Source organism: Streptomyces sp. NBC_01232 (genome assembly GCF_035989885.1).
Classification (GTDB): domain Bacteria; phylum Actinomycetota; class Actinomycetes; order Streptomycetales; family Streptomycetaceae; genus Streptomyces.
Window position 1 is genome coordinate 1,308,344 of sequence record NZ_CP108518.1, and the last position, 19,949, is coordinate 1,328,292.

Sequence of the window (19,949 nt, forward strand, 5' to 3'; positions counted from 1 at the left end):
TCGACCAGTCATGGGGCGTCATGCAGATCAGCGATCTTCCGTATCCGGATCCAGGGGTACCCGACGCTCGTTCCGGCCCCCGGTTCCTGCTGTGGCTGGGGCGCGGTCAGCTCGGCGGACAGCTGAAGAGCCTGTGCTGGGGGATGCTGCACTTCTCCGGCGTCGCCGGACTTCCGTACGCCGTCGGGCTCGGCGTCGGCGCGGTCGCCGACCACGAGCCGAACCGGCTGCTGCTCGCGGGCGCCCTGCTCCTCGTCATCGGCGTCGCCATCTCGGTCGGCGACGCCATGCTGCACCGCACCGCCGTCACCAACTGGATCACCGCCGCGGCGCGCGTGCAGCAGCTCCTCGCGCGCAAGACGGCCGAACTGGGCTCCGCCCTCACCCGTCGGGTCGCCGCGGGCGAAGTGGTCGCGGTCTCCACGGGCGACGTCGAGAAGATCGGATGGTTCGTCGAGGCGGTCTCACGCTTCCTCGCGGCCGTCTTCTCCGTCGTCCTCGTCTGCGTCGGCCTGCTGTTCTTCGCTCCCGAGCTCGGTGTGGTCGTGGCCGTCGGCGTGCCGCTGATCGCCCTGGCCTCACTGCCGCTGCTGCCGCGCGCCACCCAACGCGCCGACGTCCAGCGGGAGAAGGCGGGCAAGGCGACCGAGCTGGCCTCCGACACCGTCGCGGGTCTGCGCGTGCTGCGCGGCATCGGCGGCGAGGAGCTGTTCCTCGGCCGCTACCGCGAGGCCTCGCAGGAGGTCCGCAAGGCCGCCGTGCGCAGTGCCCGGATGTGGGCGCTGATCGCCGCGATCCAGGTGGTGCTCCCGGGCGCGCTGATGATCACGGTGGTCTGGTACGGGGCGACGCTCGTCTCGAACGGGCGCATCGAGGTGGGTGAGCTCGTCGCCGCGTTCAGCGCGGTGGCCACGCTGCTCTATCCCCTGCGGCACTTCGAGGAGATCGCCATGGCGTACTCCTTCTCGCGTCCCTCCGCCAAGCGGGCCGCCCGGGTGCTGTCGCTGACCCGGACGGACGCCGCCGAGCGTCCCGCGCGCACCGATCCGGTGAAGGCGCCGGCCGCGGGCGGGGACCTGTACGACCCGCAGACCGGGCTGCTGGCCCCCGCGGGCCGGTTCACCGCCGTCGTGTGCGGGGACCCGGACCTGGCGGGACGGCTCGCCGAACGCCTGGGCGGCCACCCCATGGACGGGAACCAGGAGCCCGCCGACGAGGACGGGGACGGGGAGAGGGAGGACGCAGCGGACGCTGCGGTCGACGCGACGCCGTCCGTTCTCCTCGGCGGGGTCGCGCTGGACGAGCTCGAACTGGACACCGCGCGCACCCTGGTCCTCGTACAGGACAAGGATCCGGTGCTGCTGTCCGGGACGCTGCGGGAGCTGTTCGACGTACCGTCCTCCGGAGCGACCCCGGCCGGCGCCGCCCTGGACGCGGCCCAGTGCGCGGACGTTCTGGACGCGCTGCTGCAGTCGGCACCGGACGGCGCCCTGGACCCGATGGACGCGCGGATCACCGAGCGTGGCCGCTCCCTGTCGGGAGGCCAGCGCCAGCGTCTCGCACTGGCGCGGTCCCTGGTCACCGACCCGGAGGTGCTGGTGCTCGACGAGCCGAGCTCGGCGGTCGACTCGCACACCGAGGCGCGGATCGCGGACGGGATCGCGGCCCTGCGCGCCGGGCGGACCACGGTGGTACTGGCGTCCTCGCCGCTGCTGCTGGACCGCGCGGACCGGGTGGTGCTCATCGACGGGGGCACGGCGGTCGCGGCCGGTACCCACCGCGAGCTCCTGCAGGGCGAGCCGCGCTACCGGGCGGTCGTCACCCGCGAGACCGAGGAGGAGCAGCGGCTCGGCGGGCTGGAACTGACAGAGCTGGAAGAAGCACTCACAGAGATCGAGGAATCCGCATGATCGGCGTGGCGCCGCCGGAGTACGACCCGGCGGCCCCCGAATCGGCCGCGACCCTGCCCGTGGGCACGTCGGCGACCGTACGGGGCTATGTGCGCGGCCTGTTCCGGCGCCACCGGCGGGCCTTCGTGGTGCTGGTGAGCGTCAACGCGGCCGCGGTGATCGCCTCCATGGTCGGCCCGTACCTGCTGGGCCGGGTCGTGGACGATCTCTCGGCGGGGGCGCGCGAGCTGCATCTGGGGCGGGTGGCGCTGCTGTTCGCGCTGGCGCTGGCGGTCCAGACGTTCTTCGTCCGGCTGGTCCGGCTGCGCGGGGCGATGCTGGGCGAGGAGATGCTGGCCGATCTGCGCGAGGACTTCCTGGTGCGGTCGGTGGGTCTGCCGCCGGGCGTGCTGGAGCGGGCCGGTACCGGTGACCTGCTGTCGCGGATCACCACCGACATCGACCGGCTGGCGAACGCGATGCGCGAGGCCGTGCCGCAGCTGGCCATCGGCGTGGTGTGGGCGGGGCTGCTGTTCGGGGCGCTCGCGGTGACCGCGCCGCCGCTGGCGCTGGCCGCGCTGGTGGCGCTGCCGGTGCTGGTGATCGGCTGCCGCTGGTACTTCCGGCGGGCGCCGTCCGCGTACCGATCGGAGGCGGCCGGCTACGCGGCGGTCTCCGCCGTGCTCACCGAGACGGTGGACGCGGGCCGCACGGTCGAGGCGCACCGCCTCGGGCCGGAGCGGATCGCGCTGTCGGAGCGCCGGATCTCGCAGTGGGTCGCGTGGGAGCGGTACACCCTCTTCCTGCGGACGGTCCTCTTCCCCGTCATCAACGTGACCTTCGTGACGATCCTCGGCTCGGTGTTGCTGATCGGCGGCTACTGCGTACTGCAGGGCTGGATGTCGGTCGGGCAGCTGACCACGGGCGCGCTGCTGGCGCAGATGCTGGTCGATCCGATCGGTCTGATCCTGCGCTGGTACGACGAGCTGCAGGTCGCCCAGGTCTCGCTCGGCCGGCTGGTGGGCGTGCGGGAGATCGAACCGGACGCGGGGGACGCGAAGGTGGCGCCGGAGGGCCGGGACGTGCGGGCGCAGGAGGTCCACTTCGGCTACCGGGAGGGCGTCGACGTCCTGCACCAGGTGTCGATGTCCGTGCCGCCGGGCACCCGGATGGCACTGGTCGGGCCTTCGGGTGCGGGCAAGTCCACCCTGGGACGGCTGCTCGCGGGCATCTACGCGCCCCGGACCGGCGAGGTCACCCTCGGCGGGGCGCGGCTGTCACGGATGCCGGCGGAGCGGGTGCGCGAGCACGTGGCCCTGGTCAACCAGGAGCACCACGTGTTCGTGGGCACGCTGCGGGACAACCTCCGCCTCGCGCGGACGGGCGCCGGGGACGCCGAGCTGTGGGCGGCCCTGGGCGCGGTGGACGCCGACGGCTGGGCGCGGGCCATGGAGGCCGGTCTGGACACCGAGGTCGGTTCGGGCGGCACGGCGCTGACCCCGGCGCAGGCTCAGCAGATCGCTCTGGCCCGGCTGGTGCTGGCGGATCCGCACACGCTGGTGCTCGACGAGGCCACCTCGCTGCTGGACCCGCGTGCGGCACGGCACTTGGAGCGCTCGCTGGCCCGGGTGCTGGACGGCCGTACGGTCATCGCCATCGCGCACCGGCTGCACACCGCGCACGACGCCGATGTGATCGCGGTGGTCGAGGGCGGCCGGATCAGCGAACTGGGCTCGCACGACGAGCTGGTCGCGGCCGACGGTGCGTACGCGGCGCTGTGGCGGTCCTGGCACGGCTGAGCCGGACCGGGCGGGCGCCGGGCGGCGGGCGGGAGGTGATCCCGCCCGCCGCCCGGCGGTGTTTCAGAGGAATCCGAGGGCGGAGGCCCCGCCGAAGCCGCCCAGCAGGATGAAGACCGGCATGAGGACCTTGAGTTCCACCCAGCTGCCGGCCCGGAAGCGCAGCGCCTTCGGCGGGCCGATCGGGTACCAGCGCTTGCCGGCGATCGGCAGCGGCCACAGGACCGGGCAGCCGGAGACGGTGAGCGCGTCGCCGATGTCGTGGACCAGAGCGCCGAGCACGATCGGCAGGCCGAGCCAGAGGTACTCCTGGCCCGGTCCGGTGAACAGCCAGTTCGCGCCGTTCCCGGGCTGGTCGAGGACGCCGGCCAGGATCCACGCGCTGGTCGCGCCGAGCAGCCAGACCAGGACGTCGCTGGACATCCGGGCGGCCCGCCACAGCAGGCCTTCGACCGCCAGCACCAGGTGGACGAAGAGCAGGGCGAGGACACCCCAGCGGCCGGCGGTGACGGCGAGCACGGAGGCGCCGCCGCCGATCAGGACGGCCCACAGCCAGGTGTGCGTCAGCGTGCGGTGGCCGCCGGTGCGGCGGGCGTCCTTCTTGGAGCGGGTGCCCTTGTAGACGGCGTAGGAGATCTTGTCGACGACCTCGCACAGGCCCTTGGAGAGCGGGCCGAAGGCGCGCGAGATCGTCGCCGACTTGTGATCGAGGTCGGGGGCGAGGGCCGCCCCGGCGCAGATCAGCGCGCCGACGACGAGGACGGGCCAGGGCATGGGGTGTCCGGCGGCCGCGGTGGCCGCGCCCACCCCCAGCCAGGCCGCTGCCCCGGAGAGTGAGTGCGCCGGACCCATCATGGTCGTTCCCCGCCCCGCTGGTGTGTGGTCGGGCCCTGTTGACTGTTTCGTTCGGGCCGCATCGACGGCACAGCGTACCGTCGGTGATCTTCATTCCGTCCGCCGGTTCCCTGATCCGGGGGGAAGCCAGGCAAGATGGGGGGTGTGACCCTCATTGATCAGCTCCCGCCGAACGCCGACCCCGACGCCCTCTTCGAGGCTTTCTCCTCGTGGGCCGAGGACCAGGGCATCACCCTGTACCCGGCTCAGGAGGAGGCGCTGATCGAGGTCGTCTCCGGGGCGAACGTGATCCTGTCCACGCCGACCGGCTCCGGCAAGAGCCTGGTCGCGGCAGGCGCCCACTTCACCGCACTGGCCCAGGACAAGGTCACCTTCTACACCGCCCCGATCAAGGCGCTGGTGTCGGAGAAGTTCTTCGACCTGTGCAAGCTCTTCGGCACCGAGAACGTCGGCATGCTGACCGGCGACGCCTCCGTGAACGCGGACGCCCCGGTGATCTGCTGCACGGCCGAGGTGCTGGCCTCCATCGCCCTGCGCGACGGCAAGCACGCCGACATCGGCCAGGTCGTGATGGACGAGTTCCACTTCTATGCCGAGCCGGACCGCGGCTGGGCCTGGCAGATCCCGTTGCTGGAACTGCCGCAGGCGCAGTTCATCCTGATGTCGGCGACCCTCGGCGACATGAAGCGGTTCGAGGAGGACCTCACCCGGCGCACCGGCCGGCCCACCTCGATGGTCCGCTCCGCGACCCGGCCGGTCCCGCTCTCGTACGAGTACGTCACCACGCCGATCACCGACACGATCACCGAGCTGCTGGAGACCCGGCAGGCTCCGGTCTACATCGTGCACTTCACCCAGGCCCAGGCGGTCGAGCGGGCACAGTCGCTCATGAGCATCAACATGTGCACGCGCGAGGAGAAGGACAAGATCGCCGAGCTGATCGGCAACTTCCGCTTCACCACCAAGTTCGGCCAGAACCTCTCCCGCTACGTCCGTCACGGCATCGGCGTGCACCACGCCGGCATGCTGCCCAAGTACCGCCGCCTGGTGGAGAAGCTGGCCCAGGCCGGCTTGCTGAAGGTCATCTGCGGTACGGACACCCTCGGGGTCGGCGTCAACGTCCCGATCCGCACGGTGCTGTTCACGGCGCTCACCAAGTACGACGGCAACCGGGTCCGCACCCTGCGCGCCCGCGAGTTCCACCAGATCGCGGGACGCGCCGGCCGGGCCGGCTTCGACACCGCGGGCTATGTGGTCGCGCAGGCGCCCGAGCACGTCATCGAGAACGAGAAGGCGCTCGCGAAGGCGGGCGACGACCCGAAGAAGCGCCGCAAGGTGGTGCGCAAGAAGGCACCCGAAGGCTTCGTCGCCTGGTCGGACACCACCTTCGAGAAGCTCATCGCCGCCGACCCGGAGGCGCTGACCTCGCGCTTCAAGGTCACCAACATCATGCTGCTGTCGGTCATCGCCCGGCCGGGCGACGCCTTCCAGGCGATGCGCCACCTCCTGGAGGACAACCACGAGCCCCGCAGGGCCCAGCTGCGGCACATCCGCCGGGCCATCGCGATCTACCGCTCGCTGCTGGACGGCGGCGTCGTCGAGAAGCTCGACACCCCGGACGCGGAGGGCCGCACGATCCGGCTCACCGTGGACCTCCAGCAGGACTTCGCGCTCAACCAGCCGCTGTCCACCTTCGCCCTGGCCTCCTTCGACCTGCTGGACCCGGAGTCCCCCTCCTACGCGCTGGACATGGTGTCCGTCGTGGAGTCCACGCTGGACGACCCGCGCCAGATCCTCGCCGCCCAGCAGAACAAGGAACGCGGCATCCAGGTCGGCCAGATGAAGGCCGACGGGATCGAGTACGAGGAGCGGATGGAGCGGCTCCAGGACGTCACCTATCCCAAGCCGCTCGAAGAGCTCCTCTTCCACGCCTACGACGTGTACGCCAAGAGCCACCCGTGGGTGCGCGACCACCCGGTCTCCCCGAAGTCGATCATCCGCGACATGTATGAGCGCGCGATGACCTTCACCGAGTTCACCTCCTTCTACGAGCTGGCCCGCACCGAGGGCATCGTGCTGCGCTACCTGGCGAGCGCGTTCAAGGCGCTGGACCACACCATCCCCGACGACCTCAAGTCCGAGGACCTCCAGGACCTGATCGCCTGGCTCGGCGAACTGGTCCGCCAGGTCGACTCCAGCCTGCTCGACGAGTGGGAGCAGCTGGCGAACCCGGAGGTGGAGACGGCGGAGCAGGCCCAGGAGAAGGCCGATCAGGTCAAGCCCGTCACCGCGAACGCGCGCGCCTTCCGTGTCCTGGTCCGCAACGCCATGTTCCGCCGGGTGGAGCTGGCCGCCCTCGACCACGTCAACGTGCTGGGCGAGCTGGACTCCGAGTCCGGATGGGACGCGGACGCCTGGGGCGAGGCCCTGGACGGGTACTGGGACGAGTACGACGACCTGGGCACCGGCCCCGACGCGCGCGGCCCCAAGCTGCTGCAGATCGAGGAGGACCCGGCGCACGGCCTGTGGCGCGTCCGGCAGACCTTCGCCGACCCGAACGGCGACCATGGCTGGGGCATCAGCGCCGAGGTCGACCTGGCCGCCTCCGACGAGGAGGGCCGGGCGGTCATCCGGGTCACGTCGGTCGGCGAGCTCGGAGCGCTCTGACCGCCTGCCACACTCCGCCGCACCCGCCCGCCCCGCCCTGCCCGACAGTGGAGATCCTCTGATGACGAACCCCGCCGAGAGACTGGTCGATCTGCTCGATCTGGAGCAGATCGAGGTCAACATCTTCCGCGGCGCGAGCCCGCAGGAGTCCCTCCAGCGCGTCTTCGGCGGCCAGGTCGCCGGCCAGGCGCTGGTGGCTGCGGGGCGCACCATCGAGAGCGACCGCCCGGTCCACTCGCTGCACGCGTACTTCCTGCGCCCCGGCATCCCCGGGGTGCCGATCGTGTACCAGGTGGAGCGGGTGCGCGACGGGCGGTCCTTCACCACGCGCCGCGTCACCGCGGTCCAGCAGGGCAAGACGATCTTCAATCTCACCGCCTCCTTCCATCATCCGGAGGAGGGCGGCATCGAGCACCAGCTGCCTCCTCACCACGTCCCTCACCCGGACACGCTCCCCAAGGTGGCGGACGAGATCCGCGAGCACCTCGGGGCGCTGCCGGAGGCGCTGGAGCGGATGGCCCGCCGCCAGCCCTTCGACATCCGGTACGTGAACCGGCTCCGCTGGACCCCCGAGGAGCTCAAGGGATCCGATCCCCGCAGCGCGGTGTGGATGCGCGCGGTCGGCCCGCTGGGCGACGACCCGCTCGTCCACACCTGCGCCCTCACCTACGCAAGTGACATGACCCTCCTCGACGCCGTGCGCATCCCCGTCGAACCCCTGTGGGGCATGCGCGGTTTCGACATGGCCTCGCTGGACCACGCCATGTGGTTCCACCGGCCCTTCCGGGCGGACGAGTGGTTCCTGTACGACCAGGAGTCGCCCATCGCGCACGGCGGCCGGGGCCTGGCCCGGGGCCGCATCTACGACGTGGAGGGCAAGCTGCTGGTGTCCGTGGTCCAGGAGGGCCTCTTCCGTCCGTACTCCGCCAAGCCTGCCGGGGCGTCCGGGCCGGCCCAGCAGTCCGAATCCGCCCCGGAGAACTGAGCACACCCATGCCCACCCCCGCCCTGCCCTGCCCCTGCGGGCTGCCCGCCACCTACCCGGAGTGCTGCGGCCGCTTCCACTCCGGAGCCGGGGCGGCGCCCACCGCCGAGCGGCTGATGCGCTCCCGGTTCAGCGCTTTCGCCGTCGGCGACACCGCCTACCTGCTGCGTTCCTGGCATCCCACCACCCGTCCGGACCGCCTCGACCTGGATCCCGAGCAGCGCTGGGAGCGGCTGGAGATCCTCGCCACCGAGCGCGGCGGGATGTTCGAGACGGAGGGCTCGGTGGAGTTCCGCGCCCACTACCGCGAGGGCGGGCACACCGGCTCGCTGCACGAGCACAGCAGCTTCTCCCGCGAGGCCGGGGCCTGGGTCTACGTCGGCCCCCTCTCCCCCGTCGACTTCGACTGACCCCGCGCTCCCGTCAGGGCGAAGTCCAGGCTGGTGCGGTACCAGTGGATCTCGTCCGGCGGCCCGGCCGTCAGCAGCCCCAGCGCCACCGCCGCGGCCGCCGGAACCTGCGGGTGCCCGTAGGGCGGGGGCGGGGCGAGGGCCGCAAGGACGATCCGCTCCGCCGGGTCGGGCACGGCCTGCCGCAGCTCGTCCTCGGGGAGTACGGAGGCCAGCACGGCGGCACGCTCCCAGGGGTCGGCGGCTCGTCTCAGCAGCAGCCCGACATGCCGCCCGCGCCACTTGCGCGGGCGCAGATCGGCCTTGGCCGCCATCAGTTCCCTGTCGGCCGACGGCGCGATCCCGCGGAGCATTCCCGGCTCCCGCGAGGCGAAGCTCCGTAGCTCCACGGACAGGTAGAGCCACACCGCGGCGCGGTACCGGTTGATCCGGTAGCCGACCGGGGTCACGTGCCCGCAGCGCGCGAGCCGCGTGAACCGGCTCGGGCCGACCCCCACCACCCCGGCCGCGGCCTCCGCCCCGGCCACGGTCTCGACCTGCTCGCGCAGCGCGTCCGGAGGTCCCGCAGCCGACCTGACCCGGTCCAGCTCGGCGCGCGCGTAGCGCGCGGCGCCCCCGAGCGTCCGCGGCCCCGCCCGTACGATCCCCAGCTGGACGGCCCTGGCGAACTCGCTGCGGCTCAGCCCCAGTTCACCGGCGGCCTGGCCGCCGCCCATCAGTACCTCCGCAGCGCCGTCGGCCACTTCGCCGCGCACCGCGGTCCCCATCTGCATCATCACGGTCATCCCCCACAAAGCGGTGATTACTCTGTGTGAAGACCGTAACTCCCTGCAACGACATGCCGCGAGGCCTGTGGACAACTCCCCGGCAGCCCCCGACACGGCCCGACCCGCCCCGACCCGGCCGGGCCCGGGTCAGCCTCCGGTGATGCGTCGCTCCGCGACTCCCAGGTGCTCGCCCACCCGGTTGACCAGCAGCGTCATCTCGTAGGCGACCTGGCCGATGTCCGCCTCGGCGGCGCTCAGCACGCACAGGCTGCTCCCCGCGCCGGCCGCCATCACGAAGAGCACTCCCTCGTCGTACTCGACCATCGTCTGGCGCACCTCACCGGCCCGGAAGTGCCGGCCGGACCCCTTCGCAAGGCTCTGCAGGCCGGCCGCGACGGCCGCCAGGTGCTCCGCGTCCTCCCGCGCCAGCCCCGCGCTCGCCCCCGTGACCAGGCCGTCGTTGGACAGCACCACCGCGTGCCGCACCTGCTGGACCCTGCGCGTCAGGTCGTCCAGCAGCCAGTCCAGTTGCTTGTCCAGTGCCATTCCCAGCCCCTCCCCGTCGACGCCGGCCGGATGGCCGCGCCCCACCCCTCGTACTCGTGCCGCAAGCCTTCCCCACCAGTGCCTTTCGGGCAAGGAGGATGTCCCCATGGCGAAGAAGATGACTCAAGAGGAATGGCGGGCATTCGTCTCCCACTCCACCCGCACCGGAAAGCTGTCCACCGTCTCCGAGGACGGGAGCCCGCACATCGCTCCCATCTGGTTCGTGCTCGACGGCGACTCCTTCGTTTTCAATACCGGAAAGGACACCGTCAAGGGGCGCAACCTCGTGCGCGACGGCCGGGTCGCCCTCTGCGTGGACGACGACCGGCCCCCGTTCTCCTTCGTGGTCCTCCAGGGCCGCGCCGAGATCAGCGGGTACGACGACGACGCCGAGGCCATGCTCACCTGGGCGACCCGGATCGGCAGCCGCTACATGGGCCAGGAGCGCGGCGAATCCTTCGGCCGCCGCAACGCCGTCCCGACCGAACTCCTCGTCAGGGTCCCGATCGACAAGGTCATCGCGCACGCCGGCATCGCGGACTGACCGACCCCACCCGCTCACCGGCCGGGCCGCCGGGCCGGTTCACACGGAATCGGCCTGCGGCTCCACCAAGTCCAGCAGCCGGGCCGTGTGCACCCGCCCGGCGTACTCGACCAGTCTGATCAGCACTTCCTTCCCCGAATCCCGGTCCCGCGCGTCACACAGCACCACCGGGGTCCCCTGCTCCAGGTCCAGTGCCCTCGACACGTCGTGCGCCCCGTACCGCCGCGCGTCCGTGAAGCAGTTGACCGCGACCACGAAGGGGATGCGCCGGTGCTCGAAGTAGTCCACCGCGGGAAAGCAGTCCTCCAGCCGCCGCGTGTCGGCGAGGACGACCGCGCCCAGCGCTCCCTGCGACAGCTCGTCCCACAGGAACCAGAAACGGTCCTGTCCCGGGGTGCCGAAGAGGTACAGGGACAACCCCGAGCGAATGGTGATCCGGCCGAAGTCCATGGCCACCGTGGTGGTCGTCTTCTGGTCCACGCCGCCCGTGTCGTCGACCAGTTCGCCCGCCTCGCTCAGCACTTCCTCCGTCCGCAGCGGACGGATCTCGCTCACCGCGCCCACCAGCGTGGTCTTGCCCACCCCGAAGCCGCCCGCCACCAGGATCTTCAGTGCGAGCGCGGCCAGTTCGGGGTCCTCCCCCGGACCGGGATCCGCGTCCGGAGCCGATCCCACAGGCCGGTCGTCATGCTGTCCCATCAAAGCGCTCGCAATCCCTCGATGACTTCACGCAGAATCCGCTCGTCCGGCAGTTGTGCGGGCGGCACGGGCCGGCTGACCTTGACGTGTCCGCCCTCCAGCAGGTCCCCGAGGAGCACCCGCACCACCCCCACGGGCAGGTCGGCGTCCGCGGAGAGTTCGGCCACCGACTGGGTCTCGGACCGGCAGAGTCCCAGCAGCGCCCGGTGTTCGGGGCCCAGCAGGGACTCGGCCGTCTCGTCCGTGCCCGCCGGGTCGACCGCGACCAGCGCGATCAGGTCGAAGCGGACCCCGTGGGGTCCCGGCTTCGTCCGCCCGCCGGTCATGGCGTACGGACGGACGAGCGGGCCCGCTTCGGCGTCGTACCACTGGCCATCCATGTGCCGGACCGCCGCCCTCAGCCGGCGGCCGGCGGGCGCGCCGCGAACCGGGGCGGCGTGTAGAGGTGCTCGCCGACCCGCTTCACCAGCCGCGCCATCTCGTAGGCGATCAGGCCGATGTCGGCGCTGGCGGCGCTGAGCACGGCCAGGCAGGAGCCGTCGCCCGCGGCCGCGACGATGAGGCAGCCCTCGTCCATCTCGACCATCGTCTGGCGCACGCCCCCGGCGTGGAAGTGTCGGCCCGCGCCCTTGGCCAGGCTGTGGAAGCCGGATGCCACCGCCGCCAGGTGCTCGGCGTCCTCCCGGCTGAGCGCGCTGGAGGCGCCGACCGCCAAGCCGTCGTTGGAGAGGACCACGGCGTGCCGGACCTCGCGGACCCGGTGCACCAGGTCGTCGAGCAGCCAGTCCAGTTCGCCGGACCTGCGGCCGCCGTCGAGGCCGACTCTTTGGTGTTCGATCATCACACTTCTCCTTCGCTGCCTGCGTGGGGGGAGTTCTCCTGGGCGCCGCGGACCCAGCCGGCCCGGTAGGCAGCCATCCGGTCCCGGGCCTGCTCCGGGCTGCGGCCCGGCGGCTCCTCGGGGAGGCGGGAACCGGCCGGGGGCTTGGGGGCGGGGGCCTCCCGGAGCTGGGGGACGAGGCTGGCCTGGCGCACCCGGCGCGGCAGTTCCGTCACCGAGGCCGGGGACGCAGCGGCCGGCTGGGTACGGGTTCCCGCGCCGCCGGGGCCACGCGGCCGCAGCGACGCCACCGGGGCCGGGTGCGGCTGCTCGCGTCCGGGAGCCTGGGCCGGCGGCACGGCCGGGGGCGACTGCGGGGTCGACTCCGGCTTCGGCCCCTGGCCCGGCTTCGGCTCGGGGGCAGGGCCGGGGCCGGGGCCGGGCCCGGGGCCAGTGGCAGAGCCGGGGCCGGAGCCAGGACCGGTGGCAGGACTCGCGCCCTGACCCGGGACACCCGGCGCGTCCTCCCGTACGACGGTCATGCCGGTGGGCTGCTCGGCCCTCCTGACGGCCCTCGGCACCGAGGACACGGCCGGAGCCGAAACCGGTGGCTGCGGCTGCGGCTGCGGGCGGGAGGCTACCCGGTCCGCTTCGTGGGCCCCGCTGGCGGCGGGGGCCGGGGTGGCGGCGCCGGACGTGATCGCGCCCTGGAGCATGGAGTTCGGCAGGAGCACCACCGCGGTGGTGCCGCCGTAGGGCGAGGTGCGCAGGTGCACCTTCACTCCGTGGCGGGCCGAGAGGCGGCTCACCACGAAGAGCCCGAGCCGGTCGCTGTCGAAGAGGTCGAGGGACTCGGACTGCTCGATGCGCCGGTTCGCGACGTTCAGGGTGTCGGGGCCCATGCCGAGACCGCGGTCCTCGACCTCCAGGACGTAGCCGGCGCCGACGGGTTCACCGCTGACCCGGACCTTGGTGTGCGGCGGGGAGAACTGGGCCGCGTTCTCGATGAGTTCGGCGAGCAGGTGGGTGAGGTCGGCGACGGCGCCCCCGACCACGGCGGCCTCGGCGAGCTGCCGGACCTCGATCCGCGGGTAGTCCTCGATCTCGGAGACGGCGGCCCGCACGACGTTCGTGAGCGGGACCGGCATCCGCCAGGCCCGGCCCGGGGTGGCGCCCGACAGGATGATCAGGCTTTCCGCGTGGCGGCGCATCCGGGTGGTGAGGTGGTCGAGGCGGAAGAGGTCGCCGAGCTCGTTCGGGTCGTCGGCGCGCCGCTCCATCGAGTCGAGCAGGGTGAGCTGCTTGTGCACGAGGACCTGACTGCGGCGGGCGAGGTTGACGAAGACGCCGGAGACGCCGCTCGCGAGCTCCGCCCGCTCGACGGCGGCGCTGAGCGCGGCCCGGTGGACGGTGCCGAGCGCCTCGCCGACCTGGGTGATCTCGTCGTCGGCCGGCGGCCCGGGCGGGGTCTCGGCGGCGACGTCGATCTCCTGGCCGGCACGCAGCCGTTCCATCGCCTGCGGCAGTTTGCGGTGGGCGATCTCCAGGGCGGTGTTGCGCAGCGAGACGAGTTCGACGACCAGGACCCGGCCGATGCGGACCGAGATGACGAGGGAGGCGGCGACGGCCATCAGGCCCAGCAGTACGGCGGCACCCGCCGGGCTGAGCGCACCCTCGGTGAAGGGGTCGGCCCGGTCGGCGGCAGCGTCCTGCGCGGCCGTCTCGATCTCCCGCATCGCCGAGGCGATGCCGTTGTGGGCGGCCTCCCAGCCGGCGGGCGCCCCGCGGCTCTCCTTGGCGGTGCCGGCGGCCAGCGCCCGGTCCTCGGCGGAGGTGAGGTCGGCGTAGGCGGCGCTCTTGGCGGCGGACTGCCAGGCGGCCTGCTGGTCGGCGGGAAGGTCGCCGGCCGCGGAATCGGTGAGCGCGCGGCGGGACTCGATCGCGCCGGTCAGCTGCCGAAGCGTTTCGGCGGTACGCGGGCCCGGGACGGCGAGCAACGCGTCCTCCCGGGACAGCAGCTCCGCGGCGCGGCCGAATTCGAGCAGGACCCGGGCGTCGGGACCGAGTTCGGCCTTGTCCCCGCCGGTCAGGGCGCCGCTGACGGCGAAGGCGGAGTCGACCACGCGGGTGTAGATCGCGTAGGCCGCCTCGGGGGATGCGCGGCGGTCGGTGATGTCCTTGCGGGACGAGTCCAGGTTTTCGGCGGCGGCGACGAAGGCCTCCAGCCGGACGACGATGTCGGAGCGGTAGTCGCCGGAGTCGGCGACGGTGTGGCGGTCGCCGAGCCGCAGCCGCTGGACGGCGGCGTCGGTGCGGAGGGTCTGCTGTTCCAGGGCTCCCTGATCGGCGGCGGGGTCGGCGAGGAGGCGTACGGCGGCGCGCCGTTCGGCCTGGAGCTCGGTGACCGCGGCGGCGACGGGGGTGCGTATCTCGGTGTCGACCCGGTGGGCTCGGCCCAGGCGGGCCATGTCCTGGGCGGTGTTGACGGTGGCGAAGGCCCAGAGGGCGAGCAGCGAGACGACCGGGACCATCAGCAGCGAGACGATCTTCGCGCGGACGGTTGCGGGGCGCAGCCGCAACCGCATGCGGGGCCTGCTCTCGCGTACGGCGGCCGGGTGCGGCTGGTGGGCCTGGTGAGGCTGATGGGTCCGCAGCTCCGCCGGTTCCTCGGCCGGCGGCCCGGCGTGGGCCCGGCGGCCGCGTGCCGGGGGCGCGGGCAGCCGCTGCGCCGCTGCTTCCGGTTTTCTGCGGGGTGTTCGCATGGGCTCCTCGTTCCGGGGCGGTGCGTACGGGTGCGGTGGGGTGCGGTGGGGGTGCGGTGCAGTGGAGGTGGGGACGCTCAGGTGCGGGGACGCGGGACGCTGCGTGGGGGTCGCGGCGGTGCGGTGCCGCGGGTCCGCGCCGGTCGGTGGGCGATCAGTGGGCCGGTCGGTGGGCGATCAGTAGGCAGGTCGCTGGGCGGTCAGCGGGCGGGGTCGGTGGGCGGTCAGTGGGCGCTCACCGTGGCCTCCCCCGGGTGACGGGCGGCAGCGCCGGCGCCGCGCTCGCCGACGGTGGGGGAGAGCGCGACGAAGGCGGCGGTGATGAACAGGTACGAGCCCAGCCCCACGGCGAGCGGGAAGATGAACTGCATGGCCGTGGCACCGGGCAGGACCGCGTCCGAGGGGCTGACCCTCACGGCGACGGCCATCATCCCCGTGTAGTGCATGCTGCTGACGGCGGCGCCCATGACGAGGGAGGCGACGGCGACCGCAACCGGCGACTTGATGTTGAGCGCGGCCCACAGCGCGGCGGTCGCCGCGAACACGGCGATGGCGACGGAGAGGCCGACGGTGAGCGGGTCGTACGAGACCTCGCCGTGCAGCCGGAGGGCCGCCATGCCCAGGTAGTGCATGCTGGCGACGCCGAGCCCGGTGGTGAGGCCGCCCAGTACGAGGGACCGGTTGCGGTCATTGCCGTATCCGACGGCGAAGACCCCGGCGCCGACGACCAGCATGGCGACGAGCAGGCTGAGGATCGTGAGCGGCACGTTGTAGTGGATCTCGGTGCCCGTGGCCTCGAAGCCGAGCATCGCGACGAAGTGCATGGTCCAGATGCCGGTGCCGATGGCCGAGGCCGCGGTGAGGAGCCAGTTGCGGCGGGAGGCTCCGGTCGTGGCGAGCGCACGGACGGTGCAGCGCAGCCCGAGGGCGGCGCCGATCGATGCCATCACATATGACAGCGCGGGTGTCAGCCACCCATAGGCGGCATGGTCCAGATGTCCCAGGTGTCCCATGGCCACGGGACGCTAGTCCGGGTGAGGGCGCGAACAGGGGGCGCATTTCGAAACCAGCTGGAACTGCTGGAATATGACAGAGCTACGTTCAACTCCGATCACACCACGTACCAGCTTGCGCACCGTCCGCAGGCACGCGTGCGGGCGCCCGTGGGGGATCATGGGCGCATGAGCGAAGACCACACACACGTGCAGGAGTTCTTCGGGGCGCGCGCGGCCGACTGGGACCGCAAGTTCCCCGGGGACGGGCCCGCCTTCGCCACCGCCGTGGCCGAGTTCGGACTGCGGCCCGGGGACCGTGTGCTCGACGCGGGCTGCGGCACCGGGCGGGCCATGACCGCGCTGCGGGCCGCCGTCGGACCCGCCGGGATCGTGCTCGGCGCTGACCTCACCCCGCAGATGCTGGCCGCCGCGCGGCGGGCCGGGCGGGACGCCGAGGGCGCCCTGCTGCTCGCCGACGTGGCCCGGCTGCCGCTGCGCGATGCGGCGCTCGACGGGGTGTTCGCCGCCGGACTCATCGCCCACCTGCCCGACCCGGGGGCGAACCTGAGCGAGCTCGCCCGGGTGGTCCGCCCCGGCGGCCGGCTCGCACTTTTCCACCCGATCGGGCGAGTGGCCCTGGCCGCGCGCCACGGCCGCGAGCTGACCCCCAAGGACATGCGGGCCGAGCACAACCTCGGCCCGCTGCTGACCGGTTCGGGCTGGGACATGACCTCGTACGCCGACGAGGACGACCGTTTCCTGGTGCTGGCCGTCCGCCACGCGTGACATACGCCCGTACGTCGGCCACGCGCCCGGGATCCGCGGAGGTGCCCGGGATCAGGCCGGAGGCTGGGCCTCGGCTCCGGCGGGCCGGCGGGGATGCGGCACGGGGCAGCCGCCCGAGCCGGGCACGGGGAACGTGCCGAGCTCACCCACGTCATAGCCGTCCGGGTAGCCCTTGATCTCGGGGTTCTGGCGGGCGAAGTGCGGGTCCCGGCGCGGGGGCAGCAGCCGCACCGCACGGCCGCGCAGCCACAGGGCACCCTGGACCAGCCGCCGGACCCGGGGGCGCGGGGACTCGAACCGGAAGGCGCCCAGCAGCGACTCGTCGAGGAGGGCGAGGCTCGCGCGCCGCACGGCGGGGGCGAGCGGCGCCGGGTACCAGGAGGCCATGAGGTCGAGGGTGGAGTCGGCGACCTTGCGGGCGCCTTCGTCCCAGGCGAAATGGTCCTCTTCGTAGGCCTCCAGCGTGGCTTCGAACTCCTCGTAGGAGCCCGGGATGTCCGTGATGCCCAGATGGCGGCCGAGAGTGGCGTAGTAGTTCGCGCAAGCCCGTCGCTCGTGGTGGGTCAGCGGACGCCAGCCGTATGCGTCCAGCCAGCGCGCCGGAATCACCACGAAAGTGCACAGGACATAGCGCATGTCCTCGTTCGAGATGTCGTAGCTTCGGTGCATCTGGTTGACACGGCGGATCGCGGTGCGTGCGGTGTCGCTCTCGAAGCCGTGCTCGACGACCGCGTCCAGGAGCAGCGCGGTGTCGTCGTAGCGCTTCTGGGTCCGCTCGGTGAATTCGGCCGTCTCGGCCAGCAGGCCACCGATGCTCGGGACGGCATATGTCCGGAACAGGGCGAGTTCCAGGGCGCGGGCGAAGTCCCAGGGGAACTCGTAGGCGGCGGTGAGCCGGTAGATGGCGAGGAAATCCTTGTCGGGGTCGAGACGGAGGATCTCCCTCAGCCGGTCGTAACGCTGCACCGGGTGTCCCTTTCTGTGGCGGGTCCCCAACTCTACGTGCAGGTAGCAGCCTTGGAAATCGTGGCCCGCAAGCTCTCGACGCGCGGGTTACCCGCTGGTTAAGGTGCGCCGACGAGAGAGCTACCAGGAGGCCAGGTGTCCGACGACGAGGGTGGCGGCTCGCTGTATGTGCTGACCGCGGTGCTGCTGACCCCGGCACAGTTCCCCAGCATCCTGGGCGACGACTTCCCGGAGGCCTGCTCCCTGCTGGGAGTGGCGCCGGGCGGGGACGGGTACGGGCTGGTGCTCGGCCAGGACGAGGAGGGCGCGCGCTGGACGGTCGTCGTGGACGACGTCTCGCTCGTCGCGACGGCCATCGCCTCCTGGGACTGCGGCATGGAATACGACCTGTCCCCGGACGAGCGGACGATCGTGGTCTCGCTGGCGGGCTGGCCGCTGGAGCTGTCGGTGGCGGCGTCGGGGATCCCGGAACCCCACGATCCGGAGCAGGGCGCGGACGGCACGGGGCGGGTGCCGCTGGCGCCGCCGTCGGCCGAGGCCTGGGGTCCGGTGCAGCGGCGCATGGGCGCGGACCAGATCGCGCGGGAGTGGGCCGACTGGCGCGAGCGCGTGGCCACGGACGGCGGGGCGGCTGCCGCCGCACACCCCGGACTCGCGCGGGCGCTGGAGGAGGCGGTGGGGTACACCAAGACCGCGCCGCCGCCCGGCCGGATACGGTCCTCGTTCGCCGGCGAGGGAGCCCGGACACTGCGGGTCGACGGCCCCGGGTGGTCCCTGGTGGCCCGTACCGGCGAGGCGGCCTTCGTCCTGCTGGACGAGGAGCCCGGCGAGGTGCTCACGGTCCCCCAGGACGGAGATCCGAACCTGCCCGACCTGCTGAAGGATCTCGACCGCATCGCGGTCCGCCCGTCATGAACACGGGGCGCGGGCACCCGGGCGGAGGGCCCCGACGCCGTCGGCAGCGGGCCATCGGTCCCGGCGACCGGCGGCCCGCCGATCCCGGACCTGGAGCCTCACACGGACGAGTTCGGGCCAACGGGCCGACGGCAGGGCCCGGAGCGGGTGGCGGACTCGCTGCACGATTACCCCTGAGCGGTACAACGATCTCCGATTTTCGGGCATCGATCGTTCCAGCCCTCCATGACCGAAAAGAACCGGCCAATGAGGCTGAAAATCGCTCTGGATCCCTTTCCTCCGGAATGATCGAATCGGCCAGTCACTCGGCTCAAAGGATGCGCACCGCGCACCGGCGGCCATTCCACGACGGAGGCCATTCTTGAATTCCATGTCCTACCTGGACCTGCACCGGGAAGTCTCGCAGGACATCGACGCGGAGATCGAAACCGCGCTGGAGCGACTCGGCCCGCTGGCGAGCACGACCAGGAACTCGGTGGCCAAGCTCTTGGAGCACCGCAAACTGAGACATCCCCTCTCGGTGCTGCCGCTGCTCACCCATGCGATAGAGACCGGGAATCCCAAGCCGGCGATCCCGCTGTCCGCCGTGCACCTGCTGTGGTGGACCTCGGCCTGCTATCTCGACGACCTGGCGGACGCCAACGGCGCATCCATCTCGGGCGAGCTCACGGAGAACGAAGCACTGCTCGCATCCGTCATCACAGGAAACGCGCTCCCCATTCAGATCCTCCTGGAGCAGGATCTCCCGGAGTCGGCGCGCAGTGCGCTGATAACCGAGATTCTGAACGGCTGGATCATAGGCGTCGACGGCCAGATCGACGACATGCGCGGGGACATCGGCAGCGCATCCAGGAAATCGGTCGTCGAGACGTATCGCGGCAAATCCGGCGCACCGTTCGGAATGATCACCGCAATGGCCGCGATATTCTCGGGCACAACGGCCGAGAAGATAGAGCTGTGGCGAGAATTCGGCTATGTTTTCGGCATCCTCTGGCAGATCTTCAACGACCAGGAGGACATCCTCTCCGGCCGCGACGAGGATCTGCTCAACGGCACGGTGACCTATCTCCTCGCCTCCGTCATCGAGGACGCCTCGCCCGTGTCGAGGGAGCGCATCCTGGGCCTGTGCGACGCCGCAGGACGCTCGCATCAGGCCAGGTCGGAGCTCGCGGGCCTGCTGCGGACGCCCGCCGCCCTCGACCGGTACCGCGCGGAGATCGACGCGTTCCGCGCCGAGGGGTACCGCATTCTGGACGAACTGGGCGGCGACGGGACCTACATGCGCGTGCTCCGCCACCTGGTGGACCACGCGTCCCAGATGCTGCTGGAGCCGGAGCTCGTCCCAGCGGTCGTGAGCGGCGCCGCCTGACCCGCCGGCTCCGCCGGGCCACGCCGTTCGGGCGCCCCCGCCACTGAGCGGCCGCTCTCGGCACCCCCGTCCCGCGACCATGCCTGCCGGGCTCCGCATCGGAGCCGGAGCCCGGAAAGGCCCTACGTCTGCGCAGCCCTCGCGATCCGCCCAGCCCTCGGCACGGCCCTCGCTC

Annotated in this window: 18 protein-coding genes; 9 read left to right on the plus strand and 9 right to left on the minus strand. The window is 72.3% G+C overall.

What is annotated here, in order from left to right; translation table 11 throughout:
• Nucleotides 1-20: 20 nt before the first annotated feature.
• Together OG444_RS06300 and OG444_RS06305 are read left to right on the plus strand one after the other, a co-directional pair.
• Nucleotides 21-1,910, plus strand: coding sequence for an ABC transporter ATP-binding protein (locus tag OG444_RS06300; protein ID WP_327261186.1), 1,890 nt, complete (start codon nt 21-23; stop codon nt 1,908-1,910).
• A complete protein-coding gene (locus OG444_RS06305) occupies nt 1,907-3,688 on the plus strand; it encodes an ABC transporter ATP-binding protein (RefSeq protein ID WP_327261187.1) in 1,782 nt (593 codons plus the stop codon). The genes OG444_RS06300 and OG444_RS06305 overlap by 4 nt, the downstream gene beginning before the upstream one ends.
• 63 nt (nt 3,689-3,751) lie before the next feature.
• Here the strand turns inward: OG444_RS06305 and OG444_RS06310 are convergent, their stop codons facing one another.
• Nucleotides 3,752-4,543: a metal-dependent hydrolase gene (locus OG444_RS06310; protein WP_327261188.1), complete on the minus strand. Its 792-nt coding sequence runs from the start codon at nt 4,541-4,543 to the stop codon at nt 3,752-3,754.
• 144 nt (nt 4,544-4,687) lie between these two features.
• On the opposite strand from OG444_RS06310, the gene OG444_RS06315 reads away from it, so the two are divergent.
• The 3 genes from OG444_RS06315 (at nt 4,688) to OG444_RS06325 (ending at nt 8,605) form a co-directional block, all read left to right on the plus strand.
• Nucleotides 4,688-7,210 (plus strand): DEAD/DEAH box helicase, encoded by a 2,523-nt coding sequence (locus tag OG444_RS06315; RefSeq protein WP_327261189.1) that lies wholly within the window; start codon nt 4,688-4,690, stop codon nt 7,208-7,210.
• 61 nt (nt 7,211-7,271) lie between these two features.
• Nucleotides 7,272-8,195, plus strand: a complete 924-nt coding sequence (locus OG444_RS06320) for an acyl-CoA thioesterase (RefSeq protein ID WP_327261190.1) — start codon at nt 7,272-7,274, stop codon at nt 8,193-8,195.
• 8 nt (nt 8,196-8,203) lie between these two features.
• Entirely contained in the window at nt 8,204-8,605 is a 402-nt protein-coding gene (locus OG444_RS06325) for a YchJ family protein (RefSeq protein WP_327261191.1), read from the plus strand.
• Here the strand turns inward: OG444_RS06325 and OG444_RS06330 are convergent.
• Both OG444_RS06330 and OG444_RS06335 read right to left on the minus strand, forming a co-directional pair.
• A complete protein-coding gene (locus OG444_RS06330) occupies nt 8,569-9,381 on the minus strand; it encodes a DUF6397 family protein (RefSeq protein WP_327261192.1) in 813 nt (270 codons plus the stop codon). The two genes, OG444_RS06325 and OG444_RS06330, sit on opposite strands and share 37 nt — an antisense overlap.
• Nucleotides 9,382-9,519: 138 nt before the next feature.
• A complete protein-coding gene (locus tag OG444_RS06335) occupies nt 9,520-9,918 on the minus strand; it encodes a roadblock/LC7 domain-containing protein (RefSeq protein WP_030384197.1) in 399 nt (132 codons plus the stop codon).
• A gap of 106 nt (nt 9,919-10,024) precedes the next feature.
• On the opposite strand from OG444_RS06335, the gene OG444_RS06340 reads away from it, so the two are divergent.
• Complete coding sequence (locus OG444_RS06340; protein ID WP_327261193.1) at nt 10,025-10,462, plus strand: PPOX class F420-dependent oxidoreductase; 438 nt, start codon at nt 10,025-10,027, stop codon at nt 10,460-10,462.
• A gap of 39 nt (nt 10,463-10,501) precedes the next feature.
• Here OG444_RS06340 and OG444_RS06345 read toward each other — a convergent pair whose 3' ends face one another.
• The 5 genes from OG444_RS06345 to OG444_RS06365 form a co-directional block, all read right to left on the minus strand.
• Nucleotides 10,502-11,164: a GTP-binding protein gene (locus OG444_RS06345; RefSeq protein WP_405787924.1), complete on the minus strand. Its 663-nt coding sequence runs from the start codon at nt 11,162-11,164 to the stop codon at nt 10,502-10,504.
• On the minus strand, nt 11,161-11,541 hold the full coding sequence (locus OG444_RS06350; protein ID WP_327261195.1) for a DUF742 domain-containing protein: 381 nt from the start codon (nt 11,539-11,541) through the stop codon (nt 11,161-11,163). The genes OG444_RS06345 and OG444_RS06350 overlap by 4 nt, the downstream gene beginning before the upstream one ends.
• Before the next feature lie 17 nt (nt 11,542-11,558).
• Complete coding sequence (locus OG444_RS06355; RefSeq protein ID WP_327261196.1) at nt 11,559-12,002, minus strand: roadblock/LC7 domain-containing protein; 444 nt, start codon at nt 12,000-12,002, stop codon at nt 11,559-11,561.
• Nucleotides 12,002-14,743 carry a sensor histidine kinase gene (locus OG444_RS06360; protein ID WP_327261197.1) on the minus strand — a complete coding sequence of 914 codons (2,742 nt, stop codon included), beginning with the start codon at nt 14,741-14,743 and terminating at the stop codon, nt 12,002-12,004. The genes OG444_RS06355 and OG444_RS06360 overlap by 1 nt, the downstream gene beginning before the upstream one ends.
• A gap of 224 nt (nt 14,744-14,967) precedes the next feature.
• Nucleotides 14,968-15,747: an MHYT domain-containing protein gene (locus OG444_RS06365; protein WP_327266677.1), complete on the minus strand. Its 780-nt coding sequence runs from the start codon at nt 15,745-15,747 to the stop codon at nt 14,968-14,970.
• A gap of 177 nt (nt 15,748-15,924) precedes the next feature.
• Here OG444_RS06365 and OG444_RS06370 point away from each other — a divergent pair, with 177 nt between their 5' ends.
• Nucleotides 15,925-16,524 (plus strand): class I SAM-dependent methyltransferase, encoded by a 600-nt coding sequence (locus OG444_RS06370; protein ID WP_327261198.1) that lies wholly within the window; start codon nt 15,925-15,927, stop codon nt 16,522-16,524.
• 51 nt (nt 16,525-16,575) lie between these two features.
• On the opposite strand, the gene OG444_RS06375 is transcribed toward OG444_RS06370, so the two are convergent.
• Nucleotides 16,576-17,490: an oxygenase MpaB family protein gene (locus OG444_RS06375; RefSeq protein WP_327261199.1), complete on the minus strand. Its 915-nt coding sequence runs from the start codon at nt 17,488-17,490 to the stop codon at nt 16,576-16,578.
• Nucleotides 17,491-17,625: 135 nt separating this feature from the next.
• Between OG444_RS06375 and OG444_RS06380 the strand changes: the two genes are divergently transcribed.
• Together OG444_RS06380 and OG444_RS06385 are read left to right on the plus strand one after the other, a co-directional pair.
• Nucleotides 17,626-18,405 (plus strand): hypothetical protein, encoded by a 780-nt coding sequence (locus tag OG444_RS06380; RefSeq protein ID WP_327261200.1) that lies wholly within the window; start codon nt 17,626-17,628, stop codon nt 18,403-18,405.
• Between the two features lie 370 nt (nt 18,406-18,775).
• On the plus strand, nt 18,776-19,774 hold the full coding sequence (locus OG444_RS06385; protein ID WP_327261201.1) for a polyprenyl synthetase family protein: 999 nt from the start codon (nt 18,776-18,778) through the stop codon (nt 19,772-19,774).
• Nucleotides 19,775-19,949: the final 175 nt, after the last annotated feature.

Excerpts from the sequence above, each read along its gene's own strand:
- OG444_RS06300 (WP_327261186.1), top strand. The coding sequence starts at position 21 with ATGCAGATCAGCGATCTTCCGTATCCGGATCCAGGGGTACCCGACGCT.
- OG444_RS06305 (WP_327261187.1), top strand. The coding sequence starts at position 1,907 with ATGATCGGCGTGGCGCCGCCGGAGTACGACCCGGCGGCCCCCGAATCG.
- OG444_RS06310 (WP_327261188.1), bottom strand. The coding sequence starts at position 4,543 with ATGATGGGTCCGGCGCACTCACTCTCCGGGGCAGCGGCCTGGCTGGGG.
- OG444_RS06320 (WP_327261190.1), top strand. The coding sequence starts at position 7,272 with ATGACGAACCCCGCCGAGAGACTGGTCGATCTGCTCGATCTGGAGCAG.
- OG444_RS06325 (WP_327261191.1), top strand. The coding sequence starts at position 8,204 with ATGCCCACCCCCGCCCTGCCCTGCCCCTGCGGGCTGCCCGCCACCTAC.
- OG444_RS06330 (WP_327261192.1), bottom strand. The coding sequence starts at position 9,381 with ATGATGCAGATGGGGACCGCGGTGCGCGGCGAAGTGGCCGACGGCGCT.
- OG444_RS06335 (WP_030384197.1), bottom strand. The coding sequence starts at position 9,918 with ATGGCACTGGACAAGCAACTGGACTGGCTGCTGGACGACCTGACGCGC.
- OG444_RS06340 (WP_327261193.1), top strand. The coding sequence starts at position 10,025 with ATGGCGAAGAAGATGACTCAAGAGGAATGGCGGGCATTCGTCTCCCAC.
- OG444_RS06350 (WP_327261195.1), bottom strand. The coding sequence starts at position 11,541 with ATGGATGGCCAGTGGTACGACGCCGAAGCGGGCCCGCTCGTCCGTCCG.
- OG444_RS06355 (WP_327261196.1), bottom strand. The coding sequence starts at position 12,002 with ATGATCGAACACCAAAGAGTCGGCCTCGACGGCGGCCGCAGGTCCGGC.
- OG444_RS06360 (WP_327261197.1), bottom strand. The coding sequence starts at position 14,743 with ATGCGAACACCCCGCAGAAAACCGGAAGCAGCGGCGCAGCGGCTGCCC.
- OG444_RS06370 (WP_327261198.1), top strand. The coding sequence starts at position 15,925 with ATGAGCGAAGACCACACACACGTGCAGGAGTTCTTCGGGGCGCGCGCG.
- OG444_RS06385 (WP_327261201.1), top strand. The coding sequence starts at position 18,776 with ATGTCCTACCTGGACCTGCACCGGGAAGTCTCGCAGGACATCGACGCG.